Source organism: Pseudomonas sp. YeP6b, assembly GCF_025642995.1.
GTDB lineage: Bacteria > Pseudomonadota > Gammaproteobacteria > Pseudomonadales > Pseudomonadaceae > Aquipseudomonas.
The window spans coordinates 6,062,496-6,087,881 of sequence record NZ_CP080090.1 but is presented as its reverse complement, the minus strand read 5'-3'; the positions used below and the strand labels follow the sequence as shown (position 1 = coordinate 6,087,881).

The following is a 25,386-nucleotide window of genomic DNA, read 5'->3' as shown; positions in this document are numbered from 1 at the left end:
TCTGTCGGTCTTTTTCCATTGGTTGTTTAAGTATTAAAGAAAGTGGCGACACTTTCAGCAACTCGGCAGCACTTTGTTACGGTTGTAGGAGAGGCTTGAGGTCAGCGGCCTACAGATGAAAGGATGCTGCTGGCTGAGATTCTTTGGTACATGTTTGTGCGCGTGCGCCGTGTAATTTGTAGGCAATGCAACCACTCAGTGTACGAACGGTAAGTGACCGTTTTACAGTGAGATGGCCAAATGACTTTTATAAAAAGTGCTGTTGGGTTTGGGGATAATTTTTATAGAGCTGAATACGCTAAAGCCGCAGCGGTAAGTCCAGAGAAGAAAAAACCATCGTTGAGCGAAAATCCTTCCGGCCAAATGAGTGGAAAACCTACGCTGGTCGGGCAAGAAGTGGGCATCAGTAAAGCGTCAGTACGTTCAGGTTTTCGTTACAAGGATGGCGATGGCGGTCGCAAGAAGCGCAGTGCCGATCAGCCTGACACGCTAAGCTCCCGTGCAGTTGCAGACGCTGGTGTGGCGAAAGCCTATGCACATGCAGCGGCGCACTACGTCTTCCAAGTGTACCCACCTGACGTTCCAGTCGCTCCAGAGTCCACACTGGGGCGTTGGCGCACGCAACTGGATCATGCATTCAAAAGCCCCGGTTTCTTAGAGTGGGCAAAGGAACAGGGGCTTGATACAACTGGCCTGGCGTTAAACCCTTCAACCGGGGAGCTAACAGGCACTGTCGGCGATAAGAAACAGACCTTTTCTTTAATGGACACCTCGGGATGGTCCGATGTCTCCAATACACTGTTGTCTATCGCCAAGGTTATTGCCCCTGGGCGCGACCAAACGCTTAATTACCCCTGGCCTGAGGGCAAGGTGCCGATGTTCGAAGTGAGCCGGTTTTACAATCAGCCGGTCCTGCACACAGTACTGGAGGCCACTGCGCAACTTAAAAAGTTGGAAGAGCACGCGAGCTTCGCTTTCGAGCATATGACTTATGCCTCGCAACGATCTCCAGACGCATTGCAAGAGCAAAAAATAGCGTTAGGTGATGAGGCTAACACTCACGCACTCATTACGGCGCTGGAGCGACAGATTAACGATGTCGCTGGCAAGATCAATTTAAGCCGGGTCAACGTCCCAATCCACCCCGACTCAACGTATTTCAATGAGAGTGAAGAGCCGCTCGGCGAGGTGAGTGTGGCCGACCTGCTGGATGCGTATGGCTATCAGGCCGCACGTAACTTGGCAAAAACGCTGTCTTTTGATCTTGAGCACAGAGCGCCCACTGTGGACAAAGGTTATGCGCCGGTATTGGTCAGGTCATCGGGCGCTGCAGTGTTGGGCGCTGATTCGCAGACGCAGATTCGGCAAATAGTGGCGCAGTGGAAAGCTCAATCAACACCCGTGCCACCAACCTCTCAAGCTGGGCAAGGTGCGGACAGTTTGATGGGGCGGTTGGTGCGCAAACTTCCCGACAGCACAAGGCAGGCGATAAAAGATAGTCCGGCTGCGGCGTTGGATGCACTCATCCGGTTATCAGACGCGATGGCGTTGGGCAAAAAAATACAAGAGGAACTTGGCGGGATTGAAACGCCCACCAGCGCCATTGAGTATCTAAGTGCAGCGCTTGCACTGGATCTGGATCCGGCTGCCGGTAGATCACGCCATAATCTGGCGGGTTACAATGTGTATGGTCGAGACAGTATCGGTGCTACCCCTTCTGAGATTACGAAGCGCTTCGCTCGTCATCTTGAGGGGACGGTCGGCGTTGAGAGGGCGCCTCTTGCGGCGCGTATATTGTTATCCGTCTCAGCACCTGAGTTCTTGGCAAATCAGCTGCCGCCTAATATCGTTTATGGCTCGCATCTATGGCTCAACTATTCTGTTGAGGCCTTGCGCATTGAAAAACAAGTGCCGGGTGCCCTGGCCAATATGACGTACAGCCAGGTCATGCTTTTTGGGCAAACAAAACCGGTTTCAGCGCAGGGGTTTGATCAGCTCATAGAGGTGCGGAGTGCCCCGATGACTGATTGGGCTGTTGCGAATGATTTTATCAGCGCGAGGGCGGATAACGTTTATTCAGCGACAGACTATCAACTGGCGCTGAAGGCACTGCAGAAGCAGCAACAAGAGTTGGGGTGGGCGTCTGAAGTCTTGGCGGGATCGGCGCCTATCCGAAAAGAACTTGCGCTGTCGGCGTTTAAGAAGGTTTTTGAGAAGCAGTATGGTAAGCGTATAGATTTTGAGAAGAAGGTCATTCAGGACAGTCAAGAACTTTGGCCGTTTAACGTCGCTTACTCGCTGGCGGATATTTATATGTCGGGCGAGCTATTTACAAAAGTGTGGGTATCGAATGACGAACAGGCGGTGCCGTACAGTGAGATACGTAAGCAGTTTCATGAGCTGAACCCGGATATCAACAGGGCATTTGACACAGCGTTTGCCAAATATAAAGCGCGAAAACAAGTTGCTTGGAATACGCTGTTCAGGTATCACACTTCCTTGCTGCCTGTCGCCGATCGGGAGATTCTGAATAATTCGGATATCAGCTTCTATGCCGTGCGTAAAACGTACGATGGCGAAAATTATGTCAAGACGGATAATCATGAGCGCTTCGTGCCTAATAGCGAGCCGAGCCCCCAAGAGGCTGCGGCGTTGACGGGGCGTCATGGTGTACTGATACAAGCGGATCGCGGTAATGGGGTGTTTGACTATTACAGCTATTTCCCACTCTTGGCAAAGATAGTCAAAGAGCCGCGGCTGTCGAAAGCGCTTGTAAGCACGCCGCAGAAACCCTGGGCGGGGCCTTTGCGCAATGACCGAGGCGAGGTGCTTCGCATTGACGATAATCCTTATCATGGCGCCCCGCCAAAGGAGCATGCCAGGTCAAGGGTTCTGGTTGAGCGGTTGGCGTCACCCAATACAGACCGTTCTGGATCGCAAGTGCCATCTCACCGAGCAGAGGGGCTAAAGGGTGGTTATTTTTCCAGAAGGTACCGTGACTTAGGCTCAACCGTCAGTCATCATTTTTTACCCGGTTTTGAGCACGAGAAGAGAGCGGCAAAGGGCGTAACCGATAGAGAGCAGGAAAGAAAAACTAATCGAAAGCTGGACGAATTTTTTCTTAGTTTGGCTCCCTTCCATGATGGGATTAAGGCGGTCATTAAAGGAAATGTCTCCGGCGCTGTCTTGGATCTGGGCTTCGATATCTTCGGCTTTCTTATTCCCGGTGCTGGTCAGGCGCGAAAAGCCCTCAAAGCCGGCCGGGGATTACTTAAGGCACTCGCCTCTGGGGCAGTAAAAGGCGTGGCCTCATCGTTCTCATTTGATGATGTGTTATCCGCGCCAAAAAATGCACGAACTGGAATAAAAGCCGCAGGGCGAGAATTAAATAATCTGGCCTCCACGTTACCCGGGGTGTTCTCTCGAACCGTCAGAGATTTTGATGCGCGAACCGTGTACAAACATAATGATGTCGTCAGGAACTTTTATCACAAAGTAACGGGCCATTCCGGTGATGTTAAACCTATTACAGCGATTTTTCTCAACGGTGGTTGGTATGGTTATAACCTCATAACCAAAACTCCGTATGGCTTGCAGTTGGTGCAGGACAGTCTTGTTGATGCGGTGGGGGGGAGTGCTCTAAAGCATCAATAATTAAGTAAGTTGGCAGTTGGTTTTTCTGGTTTTTGCTGGAACGCTTTGAGTGGACTTACCACTCATGTTGTGGAGGAAATGGATGGCTTCCTAATGTAAATCAATCATTAGGTGAATCATATGAACGTTGTAAACTCTACCGTGTGGCCGTTGTCTTTCGCTCAGCAGCAGTCGGCCCCTGAGCCTGCGAGTAAGCCAGCACCACAGAACGTATTACCTTCAGCGTTAGATGTTGCCCATGACAGCGCTGCAAAAAGTGTTGGCCGGGATATCGCTGCTATAGAGTATGAGATGTTTGCTGATGAAGGTGATCGTTTCAGTCGAGAGGGACGTGGGAGGCTAAGCAAGGTAAATTTTATTAAAAAGAAAAAACCGCTGGCCCCAGACGGTAATAAGAATCCGGATGTTGGAAAACTACCAGACGCTGACGCAAATAAGCCTGGAAGTTCCGGGGCGGGTGCATTTGATAAAGACATTGCCGCGGAGCAAGCTGGGTTTAAAGTCGAGAGCGACCAACTCGGAAAGTTTGAGTATGAGAAGATCACCATCGTCGAACCCGCCTCTGTACATTTGTCTGTGCCCAACGCAAACGTGAATGGCAAAGCCATCTCGCCGTTTTCCTCGGACACGTTGAAGAAAGCAAAAAAAGAGTTTGAAGAAGCCACCGCTACCCCTGACGCAAACAAGGCAGAAAAGACCGCGTCGGAAGACGTCAAAGCTGACGCCGATGAAAGTGTGACACCCGAAAAGAAGCTCTCGGATACTAAAAAGCTCATTATCGTGCTAGGCGTCCAGTCGGCAGTAACAACGGCGGTTGCCGCCATCACTAAGACGATCGAAAAGCATTTGGGTGACGATATTTCCGCTAAGTTTAAAACTACGCTTGCCGACACAAAAATTATCGATCAACTTCAGATCGATGTTTTTGACGCCGTGAATATACTGGCTGGTCTTCAGAAGGGTGGTAAGGAGATGAAGCCAGACTTTCAGTGGGCGCTTAAATCCGACGCAGAGCGTATGACGTCGCTTGAGTCTATAACTATCCACCTTGAGCGTGGTTTTGTAGAGATGGCCAAAAAGGTTGGCGTTGACTTCTCGTGGGGCGATTCGCGTATCGAAGAACCCTCCGTCGAGGGGCGCGCAAAAAACATTGAAGGCAGGCTGGCGGTTATGGCCGATCTTACTGCTGAAGTCACCAGAAAGCTCAACGCTCTAGCGTAGTAAGGCATGCGCCTGAGCTTTTTTAACGCCTGACCTGCCTCTTTGCAGTCAGCGGCGTAAAGCTGTTCCCAAAATGCTGTTGTATTCGAAGAGGTCGTGTGCACGCGACGCCTTTGGATGCAATGGCATTTTTTTTGGGGCTACGAGTGGCGGTACTTAATTAAGAGGGCGTTTGAATATTGCTGTGGGCATTAGCACCGCTCAGTGATCAGATGAATGATTTTCGGGGGTTAACATAGAAGTGTCACACACGGTGTGTTTGCGTGTTCGCGAGGAACTGCTTCATCGCAGGTGCCCACTTAAAAAGAGGGCACTATCTTATCTGCGAGGTGTTAAATGACGAGTGTTTCGGGTTTTAATTCAAGACCGATCTTTCCACTTCATGTTGCAGCGTCGGTTGAAACGGTCGCCCTACCTGCCGTGAAGACCGCCCCGGCGGACACCGATAGCAATGCAGTTCGAAGTAAGCGCAATGCAGGGCTGGCTGATAGCCCTGACCGTCGCGCACATGGTGATGCTCAAGTGGCGAAGTTCTTCGCACGAGCATTGGCTACACGTTCCTATCAGACCTCAATGGCGCCGCCCAATGTTGAGGTTCCTCTACAGTCCACACTCGGGCGTTGGCGCACACAACTCGACAGCGCGTTCAAAGGCCCAGGGTTCTTGGCGTGGGCGAAAGAACAGGGGCTTGATACAAGGCTCTTGAAACTGCATCCCGCCCGTGGGGAGCTCACCGGTATTGTAGATGGCAAGGAACAAACCTTTTCGTTAAAGGACGATTCGGGCTGGTCAGATATTTCTCGAACACTGTTGTCAATTGCCAAAGCGATCGCACCCGAATACGGGCAAGCGTTTAGTTACCCCTGGCCGGACGGCGAGGTGCCCCTGTACACAGTGGGGCGATTTTACAATAAGCCTATAGACCTCTCGCCTGCGCAGGCCGTTGAGCACCGCAAGCGTTTAGCGGAAAAAGCGCTGTTTGAATTCGCGCCTGTGGCCCATGCGTCGCTGCGATCTGCAGAGGCGATAGCGCAGCAGCAGAAGTCGTTGGGAGAGGATGCTAATCGTCATGCACTGATTACTGCGCTGAAGTCTCAGGTAGACGATGCAAATGGGAAAATCGACCTGGATAAAGTCAACGTCCTCATTGACTCACGCTCTGGCCGGTTTGCCCGCGAGCAGCGCCGGGAAATGAGCGTCGCGCAAATCCTCAAGTTGGAGGGGAATAATGTCCCCATCAACAGCAAGCAGGCACAGGGCATGGCGCTGGCCCTATCCTTTGATCTTGCCCATCGGGCGCCACAGTTGGATTCTGGTGGGGTAAGGCCGGTGGTCGGATTGTTAGGCGCTACTTCACTGCGCAAGATGCGAGCAGTGGTCGATGAATGGAAGACGCGACAAGTGCCCCGGGTTTCAAATCCTCAATCAGAGGCAGCAACGGGCAGTTTATTGCGTATGTTGATTAGCGCGATCCCTGCGCCTACCCGGCAGGCGATGGCCCAAAACCCCGCGTTAGCACGGGAGCAGCTCATTCGGTCACCTGAGGCGCAGGCGCTGGGTCAAAATATACAAAAAAGGCTCAAGATACTGGAGACGCCAACCAGTGCGATTGAGAGTGTGAATGCCGCGCTTATACAAGAACTGGACCCGGATGTAGGCAAGTCGCGCTTCAACGTGGCCGGCTATAATCTGTATGACAAAAACAATGCGGGTGCCTCACCTGCCGAAATTGTTAAACGCTTTACAATTCATCTTGAAAGCAGGGTGGGCGTCGAAGCAGCACCTGTTGCCGCACAGCTATTATTATCGGCTGCTGCCCCTGAGTTCCTAGTAAGAGACATCCCCGCTAATATTATTTATGGCTCTCATACGTGGGCAAATTTCTGCATCGAGGCTTTACGTATCGAGCAACAACTGCCTGGGGCGTCAGCCAACATGACGTTCAGCCAAATCATGGCTTATGGTGGGGCTCCACTCATCTCCTTGGAGAGCGAAGATCAGCTAAGTGCCGCATCGGGCAACCCTATTATTGCCTGGGGCCTGGCTAATGACGTGATCGACAGTAAGCCCAACCACGTATACGCGTACGCGGACATCAAACGTTCACAAGACGCGTTAAATAAGCAGCAAGAAGAGCTGGAGTGGGCGCGTGCAGCGTTATTGTTGCCGGCAACGACTCGAAAAGAGTTGGCGCTGGCTGAGTTGAAACGGGTTTTTCCAGACGTGGACCCGACAAAGAACGTGTTGCAGTCTCCCGGGGTAAAACACGACCCGGTCTCTCTGCTTGATATTTATATGAGTGGGCCGATTGAGCCGGATAAATGGATGTCGCTGAATAATAAGGACCTTCCTTGGAATGCGTTAAAGTCGCGCTTGTCTGAACTTATTCCCGATATCAATAAACCCTTTGATGAAAAATTTCAGGAATACAAAAAAACCCATGAAAGTGCGTGGGCTATTCAGTTCAAGTACCAGATTTCGCTGTTACCGTTGGCTGACAGAGAGCGCATAAGGCAGTCGAATATCAGTGTTATGGAAGTGTCTCGACCCTTTCTCGGTACACAGCTTGAACCGTCACATTCTCTGTTTCCCCGACGTATCCCTCGCCTCCCGACTGCGCCGGAGTTGGAGGCGTTAAAAGGGAAGCATGGTTTGCTCATGAAGGTGCAGAGCCAGGACGGATCGGTTGACTACTATAGTTACTTTCCAGCCCTAGGGAAACTCATCAAGGAACAAGGTTTTCCCGGCGATCAAAACAACGCTAACGACAGTGCCTATTTTGGTGGGAGCTCCAAAGGTCGGGTTGCCGGCACGTATAATGTATATAAGCAATATGGTGAAGTTGATAACGTACAGGATCAACCACGTGTAGACGGTAAAGTGCCAGGCGCTTATTTTTCCGGGCGAAATGGCTCGCTGGGGCTAGGGGTGGGTAAGTTTTTTACGAAAGATTATGAGGCGCTCAAGTCAGTGGCGGCCGAGGTCACCGCGCTTGAAAAAGGGCGCGCCTATGATGAAAAATTAAAGGGTTTTTTTCTTGGGCTTATTCCCTTTTATGATGGCATTCAAGATGCGATCAAGGGGAATGTCTCAGGGGCTGTCTTTAATATCGGTTTCGATATTTTGGGGTTCATCCTTCCTGGGCTCAATACTGCGCGTAAAGCGTACAGGGCGGGTAAGTCGGCGCCTCATGTCATCAAAAGTTTTGTTTTTGCCGGTGTCGGTGCCTCTGTGGGGTATACGGATGCGGTTGATATCGCGAAAAACTTGAACCGTGGGGCAAGTGCTGGTTATAAAGACATTAAATATCTGCTTAATCATGGCGACGAGGTACTGTCTCGATTGAAAGGCCATTATCAGCGCTATGATGTGACAAGGGTTTACAAGGAAGGTGATATTGTTAAAGGGTTTTATCGGTCGGAGACTAATAATTCATTTATCCCCGTGGTGGCTGTTTTCAAAAAGAGCGCATGGTATTCGTACAGTATAATCACGAATGCACCCTTTGGGCCTCAGTTAGCACAATTTGGTGTAGTGAGCGCGCTGGAATCTCTGAAGGGAAAGTCTTAGGTTTCGTATAAAGCAGCCTAGCGTGCGATCCCCCTGTAACGGTTCGTATCGCAATAAGAAAGCGCTTGTTAACTGGCTGAGTATACACCCGCTTTGGGTGTGTTTTTGGTAGGTGTGACGCGTCTTTATTGTTGCTTAATTATGTGTCTGGTCAGGGGGCTGTCGGTGAGAGTGAAATATATTGTTGTTGAGTGTTTTGGAACGGGTTGAGTCTTTTATATCACGTAGTCTATGAAGGAAATGGATGACTTTCTAATGTCAAACAACCATTAGGTAAATCATTATGATATTTTCAAATGCATCCGTAAGGGCCGTCGCATTCTCGAAAATTGGGGACTTTATGAGTGGGGGGTGGACCCGGCGCGTCGAGTCACCTCCCGCTGTTAAGTCCGTTGATACTGCGAAGATAGGAGACGCATCAGGACCTAAGCCGGGCACTAGCAATGAGCATTTTGATCAGAACTTCGTTGACTCAAAAGTTGGCAGCTTCGCAGGGCCTGGGCACGCAAGTGGCACCCGACAGCCTGGAGACGTTGTCGATGGCAATGCCCACGAATCCCCAGGTTTGGATCAATATAAAGAGGCGCAACAACAAAAGTGGAAAATTCAAAAAGATGCTGAAGCTCGAGATAAATTATTTGCTCAGCCGGCGCCAGGTCAAGTGAATGGCAGGGAGGTTGAACCTTTTTCTTCGCATGCCCTGGAAGAGAACGCAAAGACCTTATCGAAGGCCAGCGGTGCGAAAGCCGACCGGGCGCTTTCACTCCAGCGTAAGGATATTGCAAAGGTCGCTGGAATTACGGCATCGATCACAGTGCCCCTCACGATCGTCGGGACATTTGGCGCCAACATTGTTCTCGAAGTCCTCAAGCCGCTCATTAATCCGCCAGCGACGCCTGCTACAGAGCAACGTGTTATGGAAGGACGGGTGGTTGATCATAGTCAGAAGAGCGTTTTCCTATTACTACACTCCTTGGCTGTACTTCGTTCAGAAGAGTTTCATGGACCAAGCGTGGAATGGATATCAAAAACAAATGATGAACGTATGGACTACCTTGAGGAAATGCTTGACTACCTTGAGCCGGAGTTCGCTAAAGAAGCTCAGAAGCGGGATATTGCGTTTCAGGCAGCTTCAACGGGTGGGCAACTGGACGACATCAAAAGCCGAGCAGCGAGCTTGGAGCCCAGAATGGCAGCCCTCAACGCGACCATAGCCGCCATTAATAAGGCGAACGTGAAGAGTGAAACCGTATCGGTATAGGTCAATGTCGGTTTTTAATGCCTGATGGGTGACTCAGGCAATAGGTATCCGTCCAAAAGCGCTGTTGTGTCGATGTGCGCACGCTCATATCGTACGCGGCAGCGCTTTCGATAAGGCTGACAAGGCTCGCAATTACGCCCTACGTATGAACGCCCCCACCTAAAGAGTGCGATTTCCTACTCCCTGCGCTAACCTGCCTCGATGTTTAAGAGGTCAACTATGCACATTCATATTCTCGGTATCTGTGGCACTTTCATGGGCTCGATGGCGGTTCTGGCCAAAGAGCTGGGCCACCACGTCACCGGCTCCGACGCCAACGTTTACCCGCCCATGAGCACGCAACTGCAGGCCCAGGGTATCGAGTTGACCCAAGGCTACGATCCTGCGCAATTCGACCCGGTCCCGGACCTGGTGGTGATCGGCAACGCCATGGTGCGTGGCAACCCAGCGGTCGAATACGTACTCAATAAAGGGTTGCCGTATGTCTCCGGCCCCCAGTGGCTGGCAGACCATGTGCTGCAAGGTCGCTGGGTGCTCGCGGTGGCCGGCACTCACGGCAAAACCACCACCAGCAGCATGCTGGCTTGGGTGCTGGAGCACGCGGGCATGAGCCCGGGCTTCCTGATCGGCGGCGTGCCGCAAAACTTCTCGGTGTCGGCGCGTTTGGGCGACACACCGTTCTTTGTGATCGAGGCGGACGAATACGACAGTGCGTTCTTCGACAAGCGCTCCAAGTTCGTCCATTACCGCCCGCGCACGGCGATCCTGAATAACCTTGAGTTCGATCACGCGGACATTTTTCCCGATCTGCCGGCCATCGAGCGCCAGTTCCATCACTTGGTGCGCACCATCCCAAGCGAAGGCCTGGTCATCCATCCGACCACCGAGCCTGCATTGCAGCGGGTGATCGAGATGGGCTGCTGGACCCCGGTACAAACCACCGGCGCGGGCGGGCAGTGGCAGGTCAAATTGCTCAGCGAGGACGGCTCTAAATTTGAAGTGCTGTTTGAAGGGCAAGCCCAAGGCATCGTCGATTGGGGCATGACCGGCCAGCACAATGTCGCCAACGCCCTGGTCACCCTGGCGGCCGCGCGGCATGTGGGCGTGGTGCCGTCGATGGGTATCGCCGCGTTGAGCGCGTTTAAAAGCGTGAAACGCCGTATGGAAAAGGTCGCTGACGTGAATGGGATTACCATCTACGACGACTTTGCCCACCACCCGACGGCGATTGCCACCACGCTGGATGGCCTGCGCAAGCAGGTCGGTGACGCGAATATCATTGCGATAGTCGAACCGCGTTCCAACTCCATGAAGCTGGGTGCACACCGCGATGGCCTGCCGGAAAGCGTCAACGATGCCGACCAGGTGGTCTGGTACGCACCGACCAATCTTGGTTGGGACTTGCCGGCCATCGCCGCGCTGTGCACCGTGCCATCAACCGTCTGCGACTCTATCGAGGGCATCATTGAACACGTCAAGCACCAGGCCAAGCCCGGCACCCATGTGGTGGTGATGAGCAACGGCGGCTTCGGCGGCCTGCACGGCAAACTGGCCGAGGCGTTGAAGTGAGCGGCCCGGAACGCATTACCCTGGCGATGACCGGTGCCTCCGGCGCGCCGTATGGCTTGCGCCTGCTCGATTGCCTGGTGCGCGAAGACCGCGAGGTGCATTTTTTGATCTCTAAGGCCGCGCAACTGGTGCTGGCCACCGAGACGGATGTCACGTTGCCGCCCAAGGTGCAGATGATGCAAGCTTTCCTCACCGAATACACCGGTGCGGCGGCGGGGCAGATCAAGGTGTACGGCAAAGAAGATTGGATGTCGCCCGTGGCCTCCGGCTCCGGTGCGCCGGCGGCGATGGTGGTGGTGCCGTGTTCCACCGGCACCTTGTCGGCGATTGCCACGGGCGCCTGCAACAACTTGATCGAGCGTGCGGCGGACGTGACGTTGAAGGAGCGTCGCCAGTTGATCCTGGTGCCGCGCGAGGCGCCGTATTCGAGCATTCACCTGGAGCACATGCTCAAGCTGTCGAACATGGGCGTGACCATCTTGCCGGCATCGCCCGGCTTCTATCACCAGCCGCAGACCATCGATGACCTGGTGGATTTTGTAGTGGCGCGGATTCTCAACCTGCTCAATATTCCTCAGGACATGCTGCCGCGTTGGGGCGAGCACCATTTGAGCAGCGATGAATAAGGCGCTGCTGGTGGTCTTGGTGCTGCAACTGACCGGCTGCGCCACGGCGCGCACGCTGGATGCCGCACGGCCCGGCGCGCCGGTGGTGTATGCCGGCACGCGGCTGGATTTGTATGCGATTAACGGCGGCTGCTGCGCCAAGGACCGGTTTGGCGCTGAGGCGCCGAGTTATCCACATGTAGACCTGCCGGCCAGTGCGCTGCTGGATACGCTGCTGTTGCCGCTGTCGTTGTTGACGGTGCTGGGTGTTGGGTTTAACGCCACGGGCGGCCTGTAGGTCAGCGGTGCCGCTGCCGGCCTCATCGCAGCGATGCGGCGACCCGATAAGCCAGCTCCCACATTTAGAATGCATTCCCCTGTGGGAGCAGGCTTGCCTGCGATTAGGCCCTTCCAATCAATGCAAAATCACTTGCCCAGCTTGCGTAGCTCATCCGACTCCACCACCCGCACCCCATCCTGCTCTTCCAGCGCCAGGCGCCACATGGCGCGGGCCAGTTCGCAGACTTCAATGCCGCGGTACTTGCCTGGAATCAGTCGCGACAACGGCCCGGCCAGTTGCTCGGCCAAGCGCGGCTCCAAGCGTTCCCCCAGCAGCAGCGAAGGCCGCACGATGGTCAGTTGCGGCCAGTCCTGGGCCTTCAGCGCCTGTTCCATTTCGCCTTTGACCCGGTTGTAGAAGATCGAGGATTTCGGGTCGGCGCCAATCGCGCTGATCACGATCAGGTGCCGTGCGCCCATTTCCCGTGCGCGCTTGGCGAAGGCCACGACCATGTCTAAGTCGACGGCGCGGAAGGCTGCTTCGGAACCCGCTTGCTTGATGGTGGTGCCCAGGCAGCAAAAGGCGATATCGACCTGGCCGCTCAGTTGCGGCAGGAACACCGCCGGGTCGCCTACTGGGTTTTCCAGGTGCGGGTGTTCGGCCAGCGGCTTGCGGCTGGGCGCCAGTACGCGGGTCACGGTCGGTTCGTTGAGCAGGCGGTCGAGCAGGTGTTCGCCGGTCAGGCCGGAGGCGCCAGCGAGCAGGATATGTTGAGGTGTCAGGTACATGGTGTTTCCCCCTTGTTACACGTTACAGCTTAGTTGCCTTTGGCTTCCTTGCTATTCATTGAGACGCTTTCGAGCGCCTTTCGTGCCTGCTGTTTACGTAATAACTGCCAATGGGCGATCACGCCTTTGGGGGCCCAGATCTGCGGTTCGGACGCTTCGAAGTTATCCGCCTGTTCGCGTTCAGCGACATGCAGTTGGGCCAATTTGAAGGCTTGTTGCAAATCGTCAGTCTGGTTGAAGGCTTGTGCGAAAAGAGCGTCGCCGAAGTAGGTGAAGTCCGCTTCCTCGGAGCAGCCGAAGGACACGCGATCAGCGCGCGAGGCGGTCATGATCAGCGTGCGCTCATCTTTCAGCGCCGGGATAAACCCGCCGGAGTAGCAGGCCGAAATCACGATGATCTTGTCGCGGTTTTTCAACGGGGCGAGTACCGCCGCCAGCTCATCGGCGGGCAGGTCGGCCAGCTCCATGCGCGGTTGGTCGAGCACCAGTTCGTGTTCGTGGGTGCCGTGGCTGGTCATGTAGATAAACACCAGGTCTTGCGGCCCCGTGCGCTCGGCCAGGGTTAGCACGGCACGGCGCAGGCTTTCGCGGGTGGCCAGAGGGCGGTCGGCGATATGGTCGCGGTGGTTGACCAGGCGGATTTGCCCGCGCGCACCAAAGCGGGTGGCGAGCATGTTGCTGACGTAATCGGCTTCGCGCAGGAACACGCTTTGCTTGCCATCACCGGCCACCGCCAGGGTGTACAGCTCGACGGCGGGCGTGGAGGCGGGCACCGCGGCGAGGGCGGCATCCAGCAAGCGGCCTTGGGCCAGTACGCCGATCTCCAGCGGGTCGGGCAGTAGCTTGCCGTCGGCGTCGCGCACACGCATGCCATTGACCCAGGTGCCGGCCTCTACGGTGCCATCGGTCAGTACGAGGGTGCCTTTGCCTTGATAGCTGTCGCTGTCGAAGCCGCCGATGTAGAAGCTGCCATCGGTGAGGTTCAGGCGGCCTTCGCCCGTGAAGCGCCATTCGCTGAACTGGCCGACATAGTGGCTGCCGTCGACGCCGATCAGCTCGCCTTTGCCGCTGAGCGCGCCCTCCTTGAATTGGCCGATCCACACGTCGCCGTCGGCGTTTTCATAGCGGCCTTTGCCGTTGAGCTGGTTTTGTTTGAACTGGCCGACATAGATATCGCCGTCGGCGCTGTTGAAGGTGCCGTTGCCTTCGAGTTGGCCATCGACAAAGTGGCCACTGAACTGGTTGCCGCTGTCGTCGTTGCGCTGGCCTTCGCCATTCGGCTTGCCGTGGGCGAACTGGCCCTGGTATTGGCTGCCGTCGGCCAGCTCGAGGCGGCCGAGGCCGGAATACTGGTCGTCCTTGAATTCGCCGCGATAGGTCATCTGCCCCTCTTTGAGGGTGCCTTCGCCGTTGCGCCGACCGTTTTTGAAGCCGCCGACGTAGCTGCTGCCCGGGGTAGTCAGGCTGCCTTGGCCGTCGAACAGGCCTTGCTGGAACTGGCCTTTATAGACCTCGCCGTTGCTGCCGTGCCATTCGCCCTGGCCGTGCCACTGGCCTTTGTCGAACTGGCCGGCGTACCAACTGCCGTTGGGGTAGTCCACTCGGCCCTGGCCTTGCAGCAAACCATTGACCACATCGCCCCGGTAACGGCCGCCATCGGGCAGGCGCGCATCGGGCGGCAACAGCGATTCGCCGTCTCCGCAAGCGGTGAGCAACAGGGCAAGGGCAAGGGGAGCGAGTGGGCGCATAGCGGGATCCGGATAATTGAGCGCCGAGTATGCCGCAGCCGCAGGATTCATACATAAATTTACATACACTGTGGCAAGGTTTATCACCTCGCCACAGGCAAGGCCTTACACGAAGCAGAGTGACAGCGACTCGGCGATGTAAGCGGGTTTTTCCTGGCCTTCGATTTCCAGGGTGGCGGTGGCCTTAAATAGCCATTGGCCAGGTTTCTTCTCGGTGACGTCGGTCAGGGTCACGTTCAGGCGGACCTTGGAGTCGACTTTGACCGGCTGGATGAAGCGCACGCTGTCCAGGCCGTAGTTGACCGCCATCTTCAGGCCCTCGGGCATGATCAGGATGTCTTCCATCAGCTTGGGCATCAGCGACAGCGACAAGAAACCATGGGCGATGGTGCTGCCGAACGGCGTCTTGGCGGCCTTGACCGGGTCGACGTGGATGAACTGATGATCGCCGGTTGCCTCTGCGAACAGGTTAATACGCGCCTGGTCGATGGTGAGCCATTCGGAACGTCCCAGTTCCTTGCCGACATAATCTTTGAGCTGCGCTACAGGTACATAGGGCATTGCGACTCTCCTTGGTTCATCGTTTTTATAGGTGTGCGAAGTCCATGGTAGATCATCATGGGCAACTCACCCGGTCAACCCACCATGCTTTTGGCGAATGCCGAAGCATAGAGCCGGCGTGCTTATAATGCGGGCGAGTTTTGAGGGGGGATAAGGGATGCTGTTACGTGGCCTGACATGGCTGGTGCTGTTTCAATTGATCGGTACCGCGATCAACCATTTGCTGTTGCCGGTGCTGCCGGGGCCGATCATCGGCTTGCTGCTGATGCTGGGCTTCCTGATCTGGCGCGGCGAAGTCGGCGAGCCCCTGAGCCTGGCCGCCAGCAGCCTGTTGCGCTATTTGCCGTTGCTGCTAGTGCCGCCGGCCGTGGGCGTGATGGTGTATGCCAAGGACATTGCCGCAGACTTCTGGGCCATCGTCGGCGCACTCGTGTTGTCGCTGGTGATCGCCATGGGCTTTGTTGGCGTGCTGATGCAGCAGATGGTCAAGCGCAAGGAGAAGGACCAATGACCTTCGACTGGCAGGGCGCATGGACAGCCGTCATTCACCACCCCCTGTTTGGCATCGGCATTACCCTCGGCGCCTATCAGCTGGTGCTGGCGGCATTCGAGAAAACCCGCTGGATCTTCCTACAACCGGTGCTGGTGTCCATGCTGCTGATGATCGGTGTGTTGCTCAGCTGCGGCCTGACCTACGCCGAGTACCGCAAGAGCACCGAGATCATGGGCATCTTGCTCGGCCCCGCGACCGTGGCCCTGGCTGTGCCGCTGTTCCTGAATTTGCGGCGGATTCGCCAATTGTTCTGGCCGATTTTTACTACGCTGGTGATAGGTGGCGTGTTGGCAACCGGCCTGTGTGTGCTGCTGGGCTGGTGGTTTGGTGCCGAACACATGATGCTGATGACCATGGCGCCCAAGTCGGTAACCTCGCCGATTGCCATGCTGGTGGCCGAGCAGATCGGTGGTGTGGCGGCCCTGGCGGCGGTGTTTGTGTTGATCACCGGCGTGGTCGGCGCGATGATCGGCCCGGCGTATTTGTCACGCCTTGGCGTGCACAGCCCCGCGGCGCGCGGCATGGCCCTGGGCATGACCGCCCACGCCGTCGGCACCTCGGTGGCGCTGCAGGAAAGTGAAGAGTGCGGCGCCTTTGCGGCGCTGGCCATGAGTTTGATGGGCGTGGCCACGGCGGTGTTCCTGCCGCTGGCCGTGTCGGTGATTGTTTAAACCGGGTTTAAGGAAACCTTTATGAGTCTGGCGCTGTTCCCGCTCAATACCGTGCTGTTCCCCGGCTGCACCCTCGATTTGCAACTGTTCGAGGCGCGCTACCTGGACATGATCAGCCGCTGCATGAAAAAGGGCGAAAGCTTCGGCGTGGTGTGCATTCTCGATGGCAGGGAAGTGGGCATGGCCCCCGACGGCTACGCACTGGTCGGCTGTGAAGCGCTGATTCGCGACTTCAAACAGCAGGACAACGGCCTGCTGGGGATTCGCGTTGAAGGCGGGCGGCGCTTTCGCGTGCGTGACGCCGGGGTGCAAAAGGACCAACTGCTGGTGGCTGAAGTGCAGTGGCTCGAAGAGCTGCCGGACCAACCGCTGGAAGAAGAGGACGCCGACCTGCTGGCGTTGCTCCAGGCCTTGGCCGAACACCCGATGGTTGCCTCGCTTGATATGGACGCCCACGCCGAGGGCCAGCAAGCCTTGGGCAATCAGCTGGCGTATCTGCTGCCGTTCACCGAGGCCGACAAGATCGACCTGCTGCAACTCGATGACCCGCAGCAACGCCTGGATGCGATCCAGATGTTGCTCGACGAATTGCAGGGCGAACTCTTCACTCAGTAGGCGTAGCGCAGCAGCGCGTGGGGTGTGCCGGTGAGGGCGATAAAGCTCAACACCGCCACCAACGCCGGCAGCAGCAGCCACCAGGTTTTCTGCGCCATGGCCGGCAGCGGGCTACGGTACTGGATGACGGTCAGGCTGAACGCGCACACCGTCATCGCCAGCAGCGTGCCGGCCAGGATGTCCGTCGGCCAATGCGCGCCGAGGTAAACCCGCGACAGTGCAATAAAGGCCGCAGGAATACAGCCCATCAGCATCCAGGTCAGGCGCAACCGTGTGGGTTGCCGGCGACCGGCCAGCACGGCCAGCGCCAGGAAGAATGCAAATGCGCCGGAGGCGTGGCCGCTGGGCATGCTGAAACTGGTCAGCGGGTCTGTGAGGATTTCGGGGCGGCCACGCGCGAAAAACAGCTTGGTGCCGGTGTTGATCACCGCCGCCCCGGCCAGCGTGGCGCCGACGAATACCGCGTGGCGCCACTGCCGCGCCAGCAGCAACAGGCCGGTGAAGATAGCGCTGGCCACAAACATCTTCTTGAACTCGCCCAACTGGGTGATCCGCACCATCACCTCGTCCAGCCACGGGCTGCGGTGTTCCTGCACCAGTGCGCTCAGGCCCTGATCGAAGTCATTGAGGTGCGGGTAGCCGATAAACAGCGCGATCAACAGCGTCAGGCTGGCGCAGCCGATCCACAAGGTGGCGCGACGATGGCCGCGCAGGCTGCTGTTCAAACTCAGCCCCAGCAATATCGCCAAACAGGCTGCGACAATGCCGGCTTCCGGCCAGAAGCCTTCCGGCAATGGCAAGCGGAACGCGGCGCCGGCCGCCCAGCCTGGCAGCAGATAAGCCACCGACCAACCGGCTGCCGCCAGGATGCTCACGGCGGCAAAGCGTGGGAAGGGCATGTCGCACATGCCGGCGACCATCGGCAGCATGGGGCGCAACGGGCCGATGAAGCGTCCTACCAGCAGGCTGGCGATGCCGTACTTATGGAAGTAGGTTTCTGCGCCATTCATCCATTCAGGGTGGTGGCGCAAGCCGGGCAGGCGCCGGATGTTCTGATGGAAATGCCGGCCCAGGTAGTAGGAAACTCCGTCACCCAACAGGCCACCGAGGAAACCCAGCAGCAGGGTTTCACTCAAGGGCAGCGCCCCGCTGCCGGCCAGTGCGGCAATGGCAAACAGCAACACCGTGCCTGGCACGATCAACCCGGCGATGGCCAGGCACTCCACGCACGCGACAATGAAGACCGCGACGGCCAGCCATTCGGGGTTCAGGGTCAGCCAGCCGGTAATGCTATCGAGCCATTGGCCCATACAATCCACTCCATGTATGTAATACGAAACCTGAGACAGTGAAGATCAACTGTGGGAGCAGGCAAGCCAGCTCCCACATTGGAATTGCTGGGCTGCAGGTTTCAATTATCAGTCTGTTCAAATCAAAAAATAATCGCGGCCTTCGACCTGGCCCCGGCGCAGCGGGTTCCTGGTGCAATAAGGCGCATAGCCCGCATCGACGAAGCGGTACATCAAATGTTCATCGCGACCGCTCGGAATGCCTAGGCGGGTAGTCTGGATGATCTGCGTCGGCGTCTGACCCACGTCTTCAACGTAGAGCAATTCCTGATCAAAACGCTTGGCGTCCCACATCGGCACTTTCAGCCCGAGGGCTTTACACAGCAGTGTCTGGCCGGCGCAGAGTTTTTGCGAGGGGCGCGGGTGGCCGTTGGCGTCCGGATTGTTCAACAGCATCTGCGCCAGACTGTCCGGGCCGGAGGTTTCATCGACCCAGGGATAGGCTGATTTGATCAACACGGCATTACCCGGGCCTTGCGCGCTGAAGTTCAGCGAATCGCCGCCACGGGCGTAGTACATATAGATATGCCCACCATCCAGAAACAAAGCCTTACGCTTTTCTGTGTAGCCGAGTGAGGCGTGGCTGCCTTTTTCGGCCACGTAATAGGCTTCGGTTTCAATAATTCGCGCTGAAAGCCAGGTATTGCCGACACGATGGCGTATGACTTTCCCGAGTAATTCCCGCGCAAGAACTTGCGCGTCGCGGTCGAAGAAGCGGTCGGGCAGGGCGCTGGCGGGAAGCTGGGGGGCAAAACTGGACATGGCGATCTGGGTTAATACGGCTAAATGTGACCGAATAATAACAACTCCCGCCTTAATTACCGCTGAACCCCAAGTTTTTACAGTTCATTTCGACCATCCGCCCCACACCGCTGTCAGTCGGGCGGCGTCACAGCTATAATCTGCCGCTTTCCTCTTTGCCAAGACTCCCCGACCATGACTGAGTCCGTTCTTGACTACATGACCCGCCTGGGTCGCGCTGCCCGTCAGGCCTCGCGGTTGATCGCCCGCGCGAGCACTGCGCAGAAGAACCGTGCCCTGCTGGCGGCCGCTGATGCTCTGGATGCTTCGCGCTCCGAGCTGGCCGCTGCCAATGAACTGGACTTGGCCAGCGGTCGCGCCAATGGCCTGGAACCGGCTCTGCTGGACCGCTTGGCGCTGACCCCGGCACGTATCGACGACATGATCGAAGGCCTGCGTCAGGTGGCCAAGCTGCCTGACCCCATCGGTGAAATCCGCGATATGCGTTACCTGCCGTCCGGCATCCAGGTTGGCAAGATGCGCGTGCCCCTGGGCGTGATCGGTATCATTTATGAGTCGCGCCCGAACGTGACCATCGACGCTGCGAGCCTGTGCCTCAAGTCTGGCAACGCCACCATCCTGCGTGGCGGTTCCGAGGCGATTAATTCCAACCGCGCGATTGCCGCCTGCATTCAGCAAGGCCTGGCCGTGGCCGAGTTGCCGGCTGAAGTGGTGCAAGTGGTGGAAACCACCGACCGCGCCGCCGTTGGCGCGCTGATCACCATGCCGGAATTTGTCGACGTGATCGTGCCGCGCGGTGGTAAGAGCCTGATCGAGCGCGTCAGCCGCGATGCCAAGGTGCCGGTGATCAAGCACCTGGACGGCGTGTGCCACGTGTTCATCGACGTCGCCGCCGACATCGACAAAGCAATCCGCATCGCCGATAACGCCAAGACTCACCGCTACGCCCCGTGCAACACCATGGAAACCCTGCTGGTGCACGTCGGCATTGCCGATCGCGTGCTGCCGCCGCTGGCTGCCATCTACCGTGACAAGGGCGTGGAGCTGCGCGGTTGCGAACGCACCCGTGCGCTGCTGGGCGCGGACGTGATCGAGGCGACTGAAGAAGACTGGTACACCGAGTACACGGCGCCGATCCTGTCGATCCGCATCGTCGACGACCTGGACCAGGCCATCGAACACATCAACAAGTACGGCTCCAAGCACACCGACGCCATTGTTTCCGAGCATTTCAGCGATGCCCGGCGTTTCCTCAACGAAGTGGATTCCGCTTCGGTGATGGTCAACGCCTCGACGCGCTTTGCCGACGGCTTTGAGTATGGCCTGGGGGCGGAGATCGGCATCTCCACCGACAAGCTCCACGCACGCGGCCCGGTTGGCCTTGAAGGCCTGACCAGCGAGAAGTACGTGGTGTTCGGCGACGGTCATGTGCGCACTTGATGGCTAAACGCATCGGGCTGCTCGGCGGCACCTTCGACCCCGTGCACATCGGCCATTTGCGCAGTGCCCTGGAAGTGGCGGATGCTCTCGCGCTGGATGAGCTGCGTGTGATGCCCAACGCGCGGCCGCCGCATCGCGACACGCCGCAGGTGTCAGCGCAGCAACGCCTGGAAATGGTGCGCCTGGCGGTGGACGGCATCGCGCCGCTGGTGGTGGACGACCACGAACTCAAGCGTGATAAACCGTCCTACACTGTCGATACCCTGGAAGTGATGCGCGCTGAAATGGCCGCGGACGACCAATTGTTTCTGCTTTTGGGCTGGGACGCATTTTGCGGCCTGCCCTCTTGGCATCGCTGGGAGGAACTCCTCCAGCACTGCCACATCCTGGTTTTGCAACGCCCGGATGCCGACAGCGAACCGCCGGATGCCTTGCGCAACCTGCTGGCCGCGCGGTCGGTAAGTGACCCCTTGGCCCTGACCGGGCCGAACGGGAATATTGCATTCGTCTGGCAGACCCCGCTTGCGGTGTCTGCCACCCAGATCCGTCAACTGCTGGCCAGCGGGAAGTCGGTACGTTTCCTGGTGCCTGACGCGGTCCTGGCCTACATCGATGCGCACGGGCTTTACCGTGCGTCGAACTAAAAGGCGCGCTTGTCGCTACGCACAGTCGTGCAGCGAGCGCCCCGAACATACGAGCAAAACGAGTTTTATATGACCAACAAAGACGTAAGTAAAGTTAAGCGCAAAGGCACTTTCAAAAGCGCCCCGCTGCCAGTTGTAGCGCACACCGGCCCTGAGCTGGCTGGCGAAGAGCTGGTAAAAGTCGCCGTGGCTGCCCTGGAAGACGTTAAGGCCCAGGACATCCAAGTGCTGGACGTGCGCGACAAGCAAAGCATCACCGACTTCATGATCATCGCCACCGGTACCTCTAACCGCCAGATCGGCGCGATGCTGGACAAGGTTCGCGAAGCCGTCAAAGCCCAAGGCGTGAAGCCGCTGGGTGAAGAAGGCAAGGGCGACAGCGACTGGGTGCTGCTGGACATGGACGACGTGATCGTTCACATGATGACCTCCAACGCTCGTCAGTTCTACGACCTGGAGCGTCTGTGGAAAGGCGCCGAGCAGAGCCGTGCTGCTGATGGCAAGCACCACAGCCCTGAAGTGGGCCACGCGCACTTCGACAAGCTCAACAAAGACCAGGAATAAGGAACGGCTGTGCGCCTGCGTCTGATCGCTGTCGGTTCACGCATGCCCAAGTGGGTGGAAGAAGGCTGGCACGAGTATGCCAAGCGTCTGCCCGCTGAGCTGTCGCTGGAATTGGTGGAAATACCGCTCAACACCCGGGGCAAGAACGCCGACGTGGCGCGCTTTATCCGGCAGGAAGGCGAAGCCATGCTGGCCAAGGTCGGCCCCAACGAGCGCATCGTCACCCTTGAGGTGCACGGCAAACCCTGGAGCACCGAGCAGTTGGCGGTGGAACTGGATCGCTGGCGCCTGGATTCGCGTACGGTCAACTTCATGGTCGGCGGCCCCGAAGGGCTGGCGCCGGAAGTTTGTGCGCGGGCGGACCAGCGCTGGTCATTGTCGGCGCTGACGCTGCCGCACCCGTTGGTAAGGATTCTGATCGGTGAACAGCTGTATCGCGCCTGGACAGTTCTGTCCGGGCACCCTTACCACAAATAATCTGCGCCCCTCCCGATGACCCAGCCGATCCGCATCAAGGACCACGAGAAAGACGCACGTCTGGTGCGCTCGCGGGTCATTTTTGGCGCTTTTCTGGTGGTGGGTTTGATTGCGGTGCTGATTGCGCGCCTGTATTTCCTGCAGGTGATCCAGTACGACTATCACTCCACGTTGTCGGAAAATAACCGGGTGCATGTGCAGCCGATTCCGCCGACCCGTGGGCTGATTTTCGACCGCAATGGCGTGGTCGTCGCGGATAACCGGCCCAGCTTCAGCTTGAGCATGACGCGCGAGCGTTCCGGCGACTGGCAGCAGATCCTCGATGTGATCGTCGAAGTGCTGCAGTTGACGCCGGAAGACCGGGTGATCTTCGAAAAGCGCATGAAGCAGGGGCGCCGGCCATTTGAGCCGGTGCCGATCCTGTTTGAGCTGACCGAAGAGCAGATCGCCCGAATCGCGGTGAACCAGTTCCGTTTGTCGGGTGTGGAAGTGGTGGCGCAGTTGGTGCGGCATTACCCGCAAGGGCCGCACTTTGCCCACTCCGTCGGCTACATGGGGCGGATCAACGAGAAAGAGCTGAAAAGCCTCGATCCGGTGAATTACAGCGGCACCCACCACATTGGCAAAACCGGCATCGAGCGTTTCTACGAGCCCGAACTGCACGGCCAGGTGGGTTACGAGGAAGTCGAGACCAACGCCCGAGGCCGCGTGCTGCGGGTGCTCAAACGCACCGACCCGGTGCCGGGCAAGGACATCGTGCTGAGCCTGGACATCAAACTGCAGGAGGCGGCTGAAATGGCCCTCGGCGGTCGGCGTGGCGCCGTGGTAGCGCTGGACCCGAAAACCGGCGAAGTGCTGGCGATGGTCAGCCAGCCGAGTTTCGACCCCAACCTGTTCGTGACCGGGATCAGCTTCAAGGCCTACGCTGAGCTGCGTGATTCCATCGACCGGCCGCTGTTTAACCGCGTGCTGCGCGGGTTGTACCCGCCGGGTTCGACCATCAAGCCGGCGGTGGCGATTGCCGGTTTGGATTCGGGTGTGGTCACCGCATCGAGCCGTGTGTTCGACCCGGGCTACTACATGCTGCCCAACTACGATCACAAATACCGTAACTGGAACCGCACCGGTGACGGCTATGTCGACCTGGACACCGCGATCATGCGCTCCAACGACACCTATTTTTATGACCTGGCCCACAAGCTGGGGATCGACCGGCTGTCTGCCTACATGGGCAAGTTCGGCCTCGGTCAGAAAGTCTCCCTGGACATGTTCGAAGAATCCCCTGGCTTGATGCCATCGCGGGAGTGGAAGCGCGCGACCCGCCGCCAGGCGTGGTTCCCAGGCGAAACCCTGATCCTCGGCATTGGCCAGGGCTATATGCAGGCCACGCCGCTGCAACTGGCCCAGGCCACGGCGCTGGTGGCCAACAAAGGCATCTGGAACCGTCCGCACCTGGCCAAGACCGTCGAAGGCGAGCGGCCAGTGGATGAAAACCCGATCCCCGACATCGTACTGCGCGACCCGTCCGACTGGACCAAGGTTAACCACGGCATGCAGCAAGTGATGCACGGCGCCCGCGGCACCGCGCGTAAAGCGGCGGCGGGTGCGCAATACCGCATTGCCGGCAAAAGCGGCACCGCCCAAGTGGTTGCGATCAAACAGGGCGAAAAATACGACCGTTCCAAGGTTCAGGAGCGCCACCGCGACCACGCCTTGTTTGTCGGTTTTGCCCCGGCAGACGATCCGAAAATCGTCGTGGCAGTGATGGTCGAGAACGGTGAGTCCGGCTCCGGCGTGGCTGCGCCTGTGGTGCGTCAGATCATGGACGCCTGGCTGTTGGCCGACGACGGCAGGCTTAAATCCGAATATGGTGGCCCCCCTTCAAGCACCGAGGTTACGGCCCGTGAAGAGTAATTTTGACCGCATCCTCTCCAGTGAGGATGTGATGCGTCGACGTGCGACGTTGTTGCAGCGCATACACATTGATGGCCCATTGCTGATCCTGCTGCTGACCTTGGCCGCCGGCAGCCTGTTCGTGCTGTATTCGGCCAGCGGCAAGAACTGGGACCTGCTGATCAAGCAAGCCTCGTCGTTCGGCCTGGGCCTCTTGTCGATGGTGGTGATCGCCCAACTCGAGCCGCGCTTCATGGCGCGCTGGGTGCCGCTGGGGTATGTCGCCGGCGTATTGCTGCTGGTGGTGGTGGACGTGATGGGCCACAACGCCATGGGCGCGACCCGCTGGATCAACATCCCGGGGGTGATTCGCTTCCAACCGTCGGAATTCATGAAGATCCTGATGCCGGCGACCATCGCCTGGTATTTGTCCAAGCGCACCTTGCCGCCGCAGCTCAAGCACGTGGGCATTAGCCTGATCCTGATCGGCGTGCCGTTTATCCTGATCGTACGCCAGCCGGACCTCGGCACTTCGCTGCTGATCCTCGCAGGCGGTGCGTTCGTGCTGTTTATGGGCGGCTTGCGCTGGCGCTGGATCCTTAGCGTGCTGGCCGCTGCCATTCCCGTGGCCGTGGCCATGTGGTTCTTCTTTATGCACGACTACCAGAAGCAGCGGATCCTGACGTTCCTCGACCCGGAGAGTGACCCATTGGGCACCGGCTGGAACATCATTCAGTCCAAAGCGGCCATCGGTTCCGGCGGAGTATTTGGTAAGGGGTGGTTACTGGGCACCCAGTCGCACCTCGACTTTTTACCCGAGAGCCACACCGACTTCATTATTGCGGTAATGGGCGAAGAGTTCGGCCTGGTGGGCATTTGCGCGCTGTTGCTGATTTATTTGCTATTGATTGGTCGCGGGCTGGTGATCACCGCGCAGGCGCAGACGCTGTTCGGCAAATTGCTCGCCGGCAGCCTGACCATGACTTTTTTTGTTTACGTTTTCGTCAACATCGGTATGGTCAGTGGCCTGTTGCCGGTAGTTGGGGTGCCGTTGCCGTTCATTAGCTACGGCGGAACTTCGCTGGTGACATTGATGTCAGCGTTTGGGGTTTTGATGTCGATTCACACGCATCGCAAGTGGATCGCGCAGGTTTGAATAAG

General features: G+C 57.4%; 21 protein-coding genes. 16 read left to right on the top strand and 5 right to left on the bottom strand.

The features are described 5' to 3' along the window. Positions 1-240: 240 nt before the first annotated feature. The 7 genes from KZH41_RS27465 (at position 241) to KZH41_RS27435 (ending at position 12,178) form a co-directional block, all read left to right on the top strand. The gene (locus tag KZH41_RS27465) at positions 241-3,654 is read left to right on the top strand and encodes a hypothetical protein (protein ID WP_263274052.1); all 3,414 of its coding nucleotides are present in this window, start codon (positions 241-243) and stop codon (positions 3,652-3,654) included. Positions 3,655-3,774: 120 nt separating this feature from the next. Continuing rightward, complete coding sequence (locus KZH41_RS27460) at positions 3,775-4,875, top strand: hypothetical protein (RefSeq protein ID WP_263274051.1); 1,101 nt, start codon at positions 3,775-3,777, stop codon at positions 4,873-4,875. Between the two features lie 336 nt (positions 4,876-5,211). Next, positions 5,212-8,445 carry a hypothetical protein gene (locus KZH41_RS27455; protein ID WP_263274050.1) on the top strand — a complete coding sequence of 1,078 codons (3,234 nt, stop codon included), beginning with the start codon at positions 5,212-5,214 and terminating at the stop codon, positions 8,443-8,445. A gap of 565 nt (positions 8,446-9,010) precedes the next feature. Further along, on the top strand, positions 9,011-9,706 hold the full coding sequence (locus tag KZH41_RS27450) for a hypothetical protein (protein WP_263274049.1): 696 nt from the start codon (positions 9,011-9,013) through the stop codon (positions 9,704-9,706). A gap of 219 nt (positions 9,707-9,925) precedes the next feature. Further along, positions 9,926-11,275 carry a UDP-N-acetylmuramate:L-alanyl-gamma-D-glutamyl-meso-diaminopimelate ligase gene (mpl, locus tag KZH41_RS27445; RefSeq protein WP_094951234.1) on the top strand — a complete coding sequence of 450 codons (1,350 nt, stop codon included), beginning with the start codon at positions 9,926-9,928 and terminating at the stop codon, positions 11,273-11,275. After that, positions 11,272-11,901 carry a flavin prenyltransferase UbiX gene (gene ubiX, locus KZH41_RS27440; RefSeq protein ID WP_094951235.1) on the top strand — a complete coding sequence of 210 codons (630 nt, stop codon included), beginning with the start codon at positions 11,272-11,274 and terminating at the stop codon, positions 11,899-11,901. The genes mpl and ubiX overlap by 4 nt, the downstream gene beginning before the upstream one ends. Next, positions 11,894-12,178 (top strand): YceK/YidQ family lipoprotein, encoded by a 285-nt coding sequence (locus tag KZH41_RS27435; RefSeq protein ID WP_263274048.1) that lies wholly within the window; start codon positions 11,894-11,896, stop codon positions 12,176-12,178. The genes ubiX and KZH41_RS27435 overlap by 8 nt, the downstream gene beginning before the upstream one ends. A 128-nt stretch (positions 12,179-12,306) precedes the next feature. On the opposite strand, the gene KZH41_RS27430 is transcribed toward KZH41_RS27435, so the two are convergent. The 3 genes from KZH41_RS27430 to KZH41_RS27420 form a co-directional block, all read right to left on the bottom strand. After that, the gene (locus KZH41_RS27430; RefSeq protein WP_094951237.1) at positions 12,307-12,948 is read right to left on the bottom strand and encodes an oxidoreductase; all 642 of its coding nucleotides are present in this window, start codon (positions 12,946-12,948) and stop codon (positions 12,307-12,309) included. 29 nt (positions 12,949-12,977) lie between these two features. Further along, on the bottom strand, positions 12,978-14,696 hold the full coding sequence (locus tag KZH41_RS27425; RefSeq protein WP_263274047.1) for a C13 family peptidase: 1,719 nt from the start codon (positions 14,694-14,696) through the stop codon (positions 12,978-12,980). A gap of 105 nt (positions 14,697-14,801) precedes the next feature. Next, complete coding sequence (locus KZH41_RS27420) at positions 14,802-15,257, bottom strand: MaoC family dehydratase (RefSeq protein WP_034117724.1); 456 nt, start codon at positions 15,255-15,257, stop codon at positions 14,802-14,804. 157 nt (positions 15,258-15,414) lie between these two features. Here KZH41_RS27420 and KZH41_RS27415 point away from each other — a divergent pair, with 157 nt between their 5' ends. The 3 genes from KZH41_RS27415 to KZH41_RS27405 are packed head-to-tail and all read left to right on the top strand — an operon-like array spanning position 15,415 to position 17,096. Beyond that, a complete protein-coding gene (locus KZH41_RS27415; RefSeq protein ID WP_094951239.1) occupies positions 15,415-15,768 on the top strand; it encodes a CidA/LrgA family protein in 354 nt (117 codons plus the stop codon). Next, positions 15,765-16,481, top strand: a complete 717-nt coding sequence (locus tag KZH41_RS27410; protein WP_263274046.1) for an LrgB family protein — start codon at positions 15,765-15,767, stop codon at positions 16,479-16,481. Before KZH41_RS27415 ends, KZH41_RS27410 begins: the two co-directional genes overlap by 4 nt. Positions 16,482-16,502: 21 nt before the next feature. Next, complete coding sequence (locus tag KZH41_RS27405) at positions 16,503-17,096, top strand: LON peptidase substrate-binding domain-containing protein (protein WP_094951241.1); 594 nt, start codon at positions 16,503-16,505, stop codon at positions 17,094-17,096. On the opposite strand, the gene KZH41_RS27400 is transcribed toward KZH41_RS27405, so the two are convergent. Both KZH41_RS27400 and KZH41_RS27395 read right to left on the bottom strand, forming a co-directional pair. Beyond that, positions 17,090-18,406, bottom strand: a complete 1,317-nt coding sequence (locus KZH41_RS27400) for a bifunctional DedA family/phosphatase PAP2 family protein (RefSeq protein WP_263274045.1) — start codon at positions 18,404-18,406, stop codon at positions 17,090-17,092. The genes KZH41_RS27405 and KZH41_RS27400 overlap by 7 nt on opposite strands. A 117-nt stretch (positions 18,407-18,523) precedes the next feature. Continuing rightward, entirely contained in the window at positions 18,524-19,207 is a 684-nt protein-coding gene (locus KZH41_RS27395; protein WP_263274044.1) for a DNA-3-methyladenine glycosylase, read from the bottom strand. Between the two features lie 174 nt (positions 19,208-19,381). Here KZH41_RS27395 and KZH41_RS27390 point away from each other — a divergent pair, with 174 nt between their 5' ends. From KZH41_RS27390 to rodA, 6 genes are all read left to right on the top strand, one after another. Next, positions 19,382-20,647, top strand: a complete 1,266-nt coding sequence (locus tag KZH41_RS27390; RefSeq protein WP_094951244.1) for a glutamate-5-semialdehyde dehydrogenase — start codon at positions 19,382-19,384, stop codon at positions 20,645-20,647. Continuing rightward, the gene (gene nadD / locus KZH41_RS27385; RefSeq protein WP_094951245.1) at positions 20,647-21,291 is read left to right on the top strand and encodes a nicotinate-nucleotide adenylyltransferase; all 645 of its coding nucleotides are present in this window, start codon (positions 20,647-20,649) and stop codon (positions 21,289-21,291) included. The genes KZH41_RS27390 and nadD overlap by 1 nt, the downstream gene beginning before the upstream one ends. A 69-nt stretch (positions 21,292-21,360) precedes the next feature. Next, a complete protein-coding gene (gene rsfS / locus KZH41_RS27380; RefSeq protein ID WP_094951246.1) occupies positions 21,361-21,855 on the top strand; it encodes a ribosome silencing factor in 495 nt (164 codons plus the stop codon). Between the two features lie 9 nt (positions 21,856-21,864). Further along, on the top strand, positions 21,865-22,332 hold the full coding sequence (gene rlmH, locus KZH41_RS27375) for a 23S rRNA (pseudouridine(1915)-N(3))-methyltransferase RlmH (protein WP_003176297.1): 468 nt from the start codon (positions 21,865-21,867) through the stop codon (positions 22,330-22,332). 15 nt (positions 22,333-22,347) lie between these two features. Next, positions 22,348-24,246 carry a penicillin-binding protein 2 gene (gene mrdA, locus KZH41_RS27370; RefSeq protein ID WP_263274043.1) on the top strand — a complete coding sequence of 633 codons (1,899 nt, stop codon included), beginning with the start codon at positions 22,348-22,350 and terminating at the stop codon, positions 24,244-24,246. Positions 24,247-24,277: 31 nt separating this feature from the next. After that, positions 24,278-25,381, top strand: a complete 1,104-nt coding sequence (gene rodA / locus KZH41_RS27365; protein WP_176462941.1) for a rod shape-determining protein RodA — start codon at positions 24,278-24,280, stop codon at positions 25,379-25,381. Positions 25,382-25,386 lie beyond the last annotated feature (5 nt).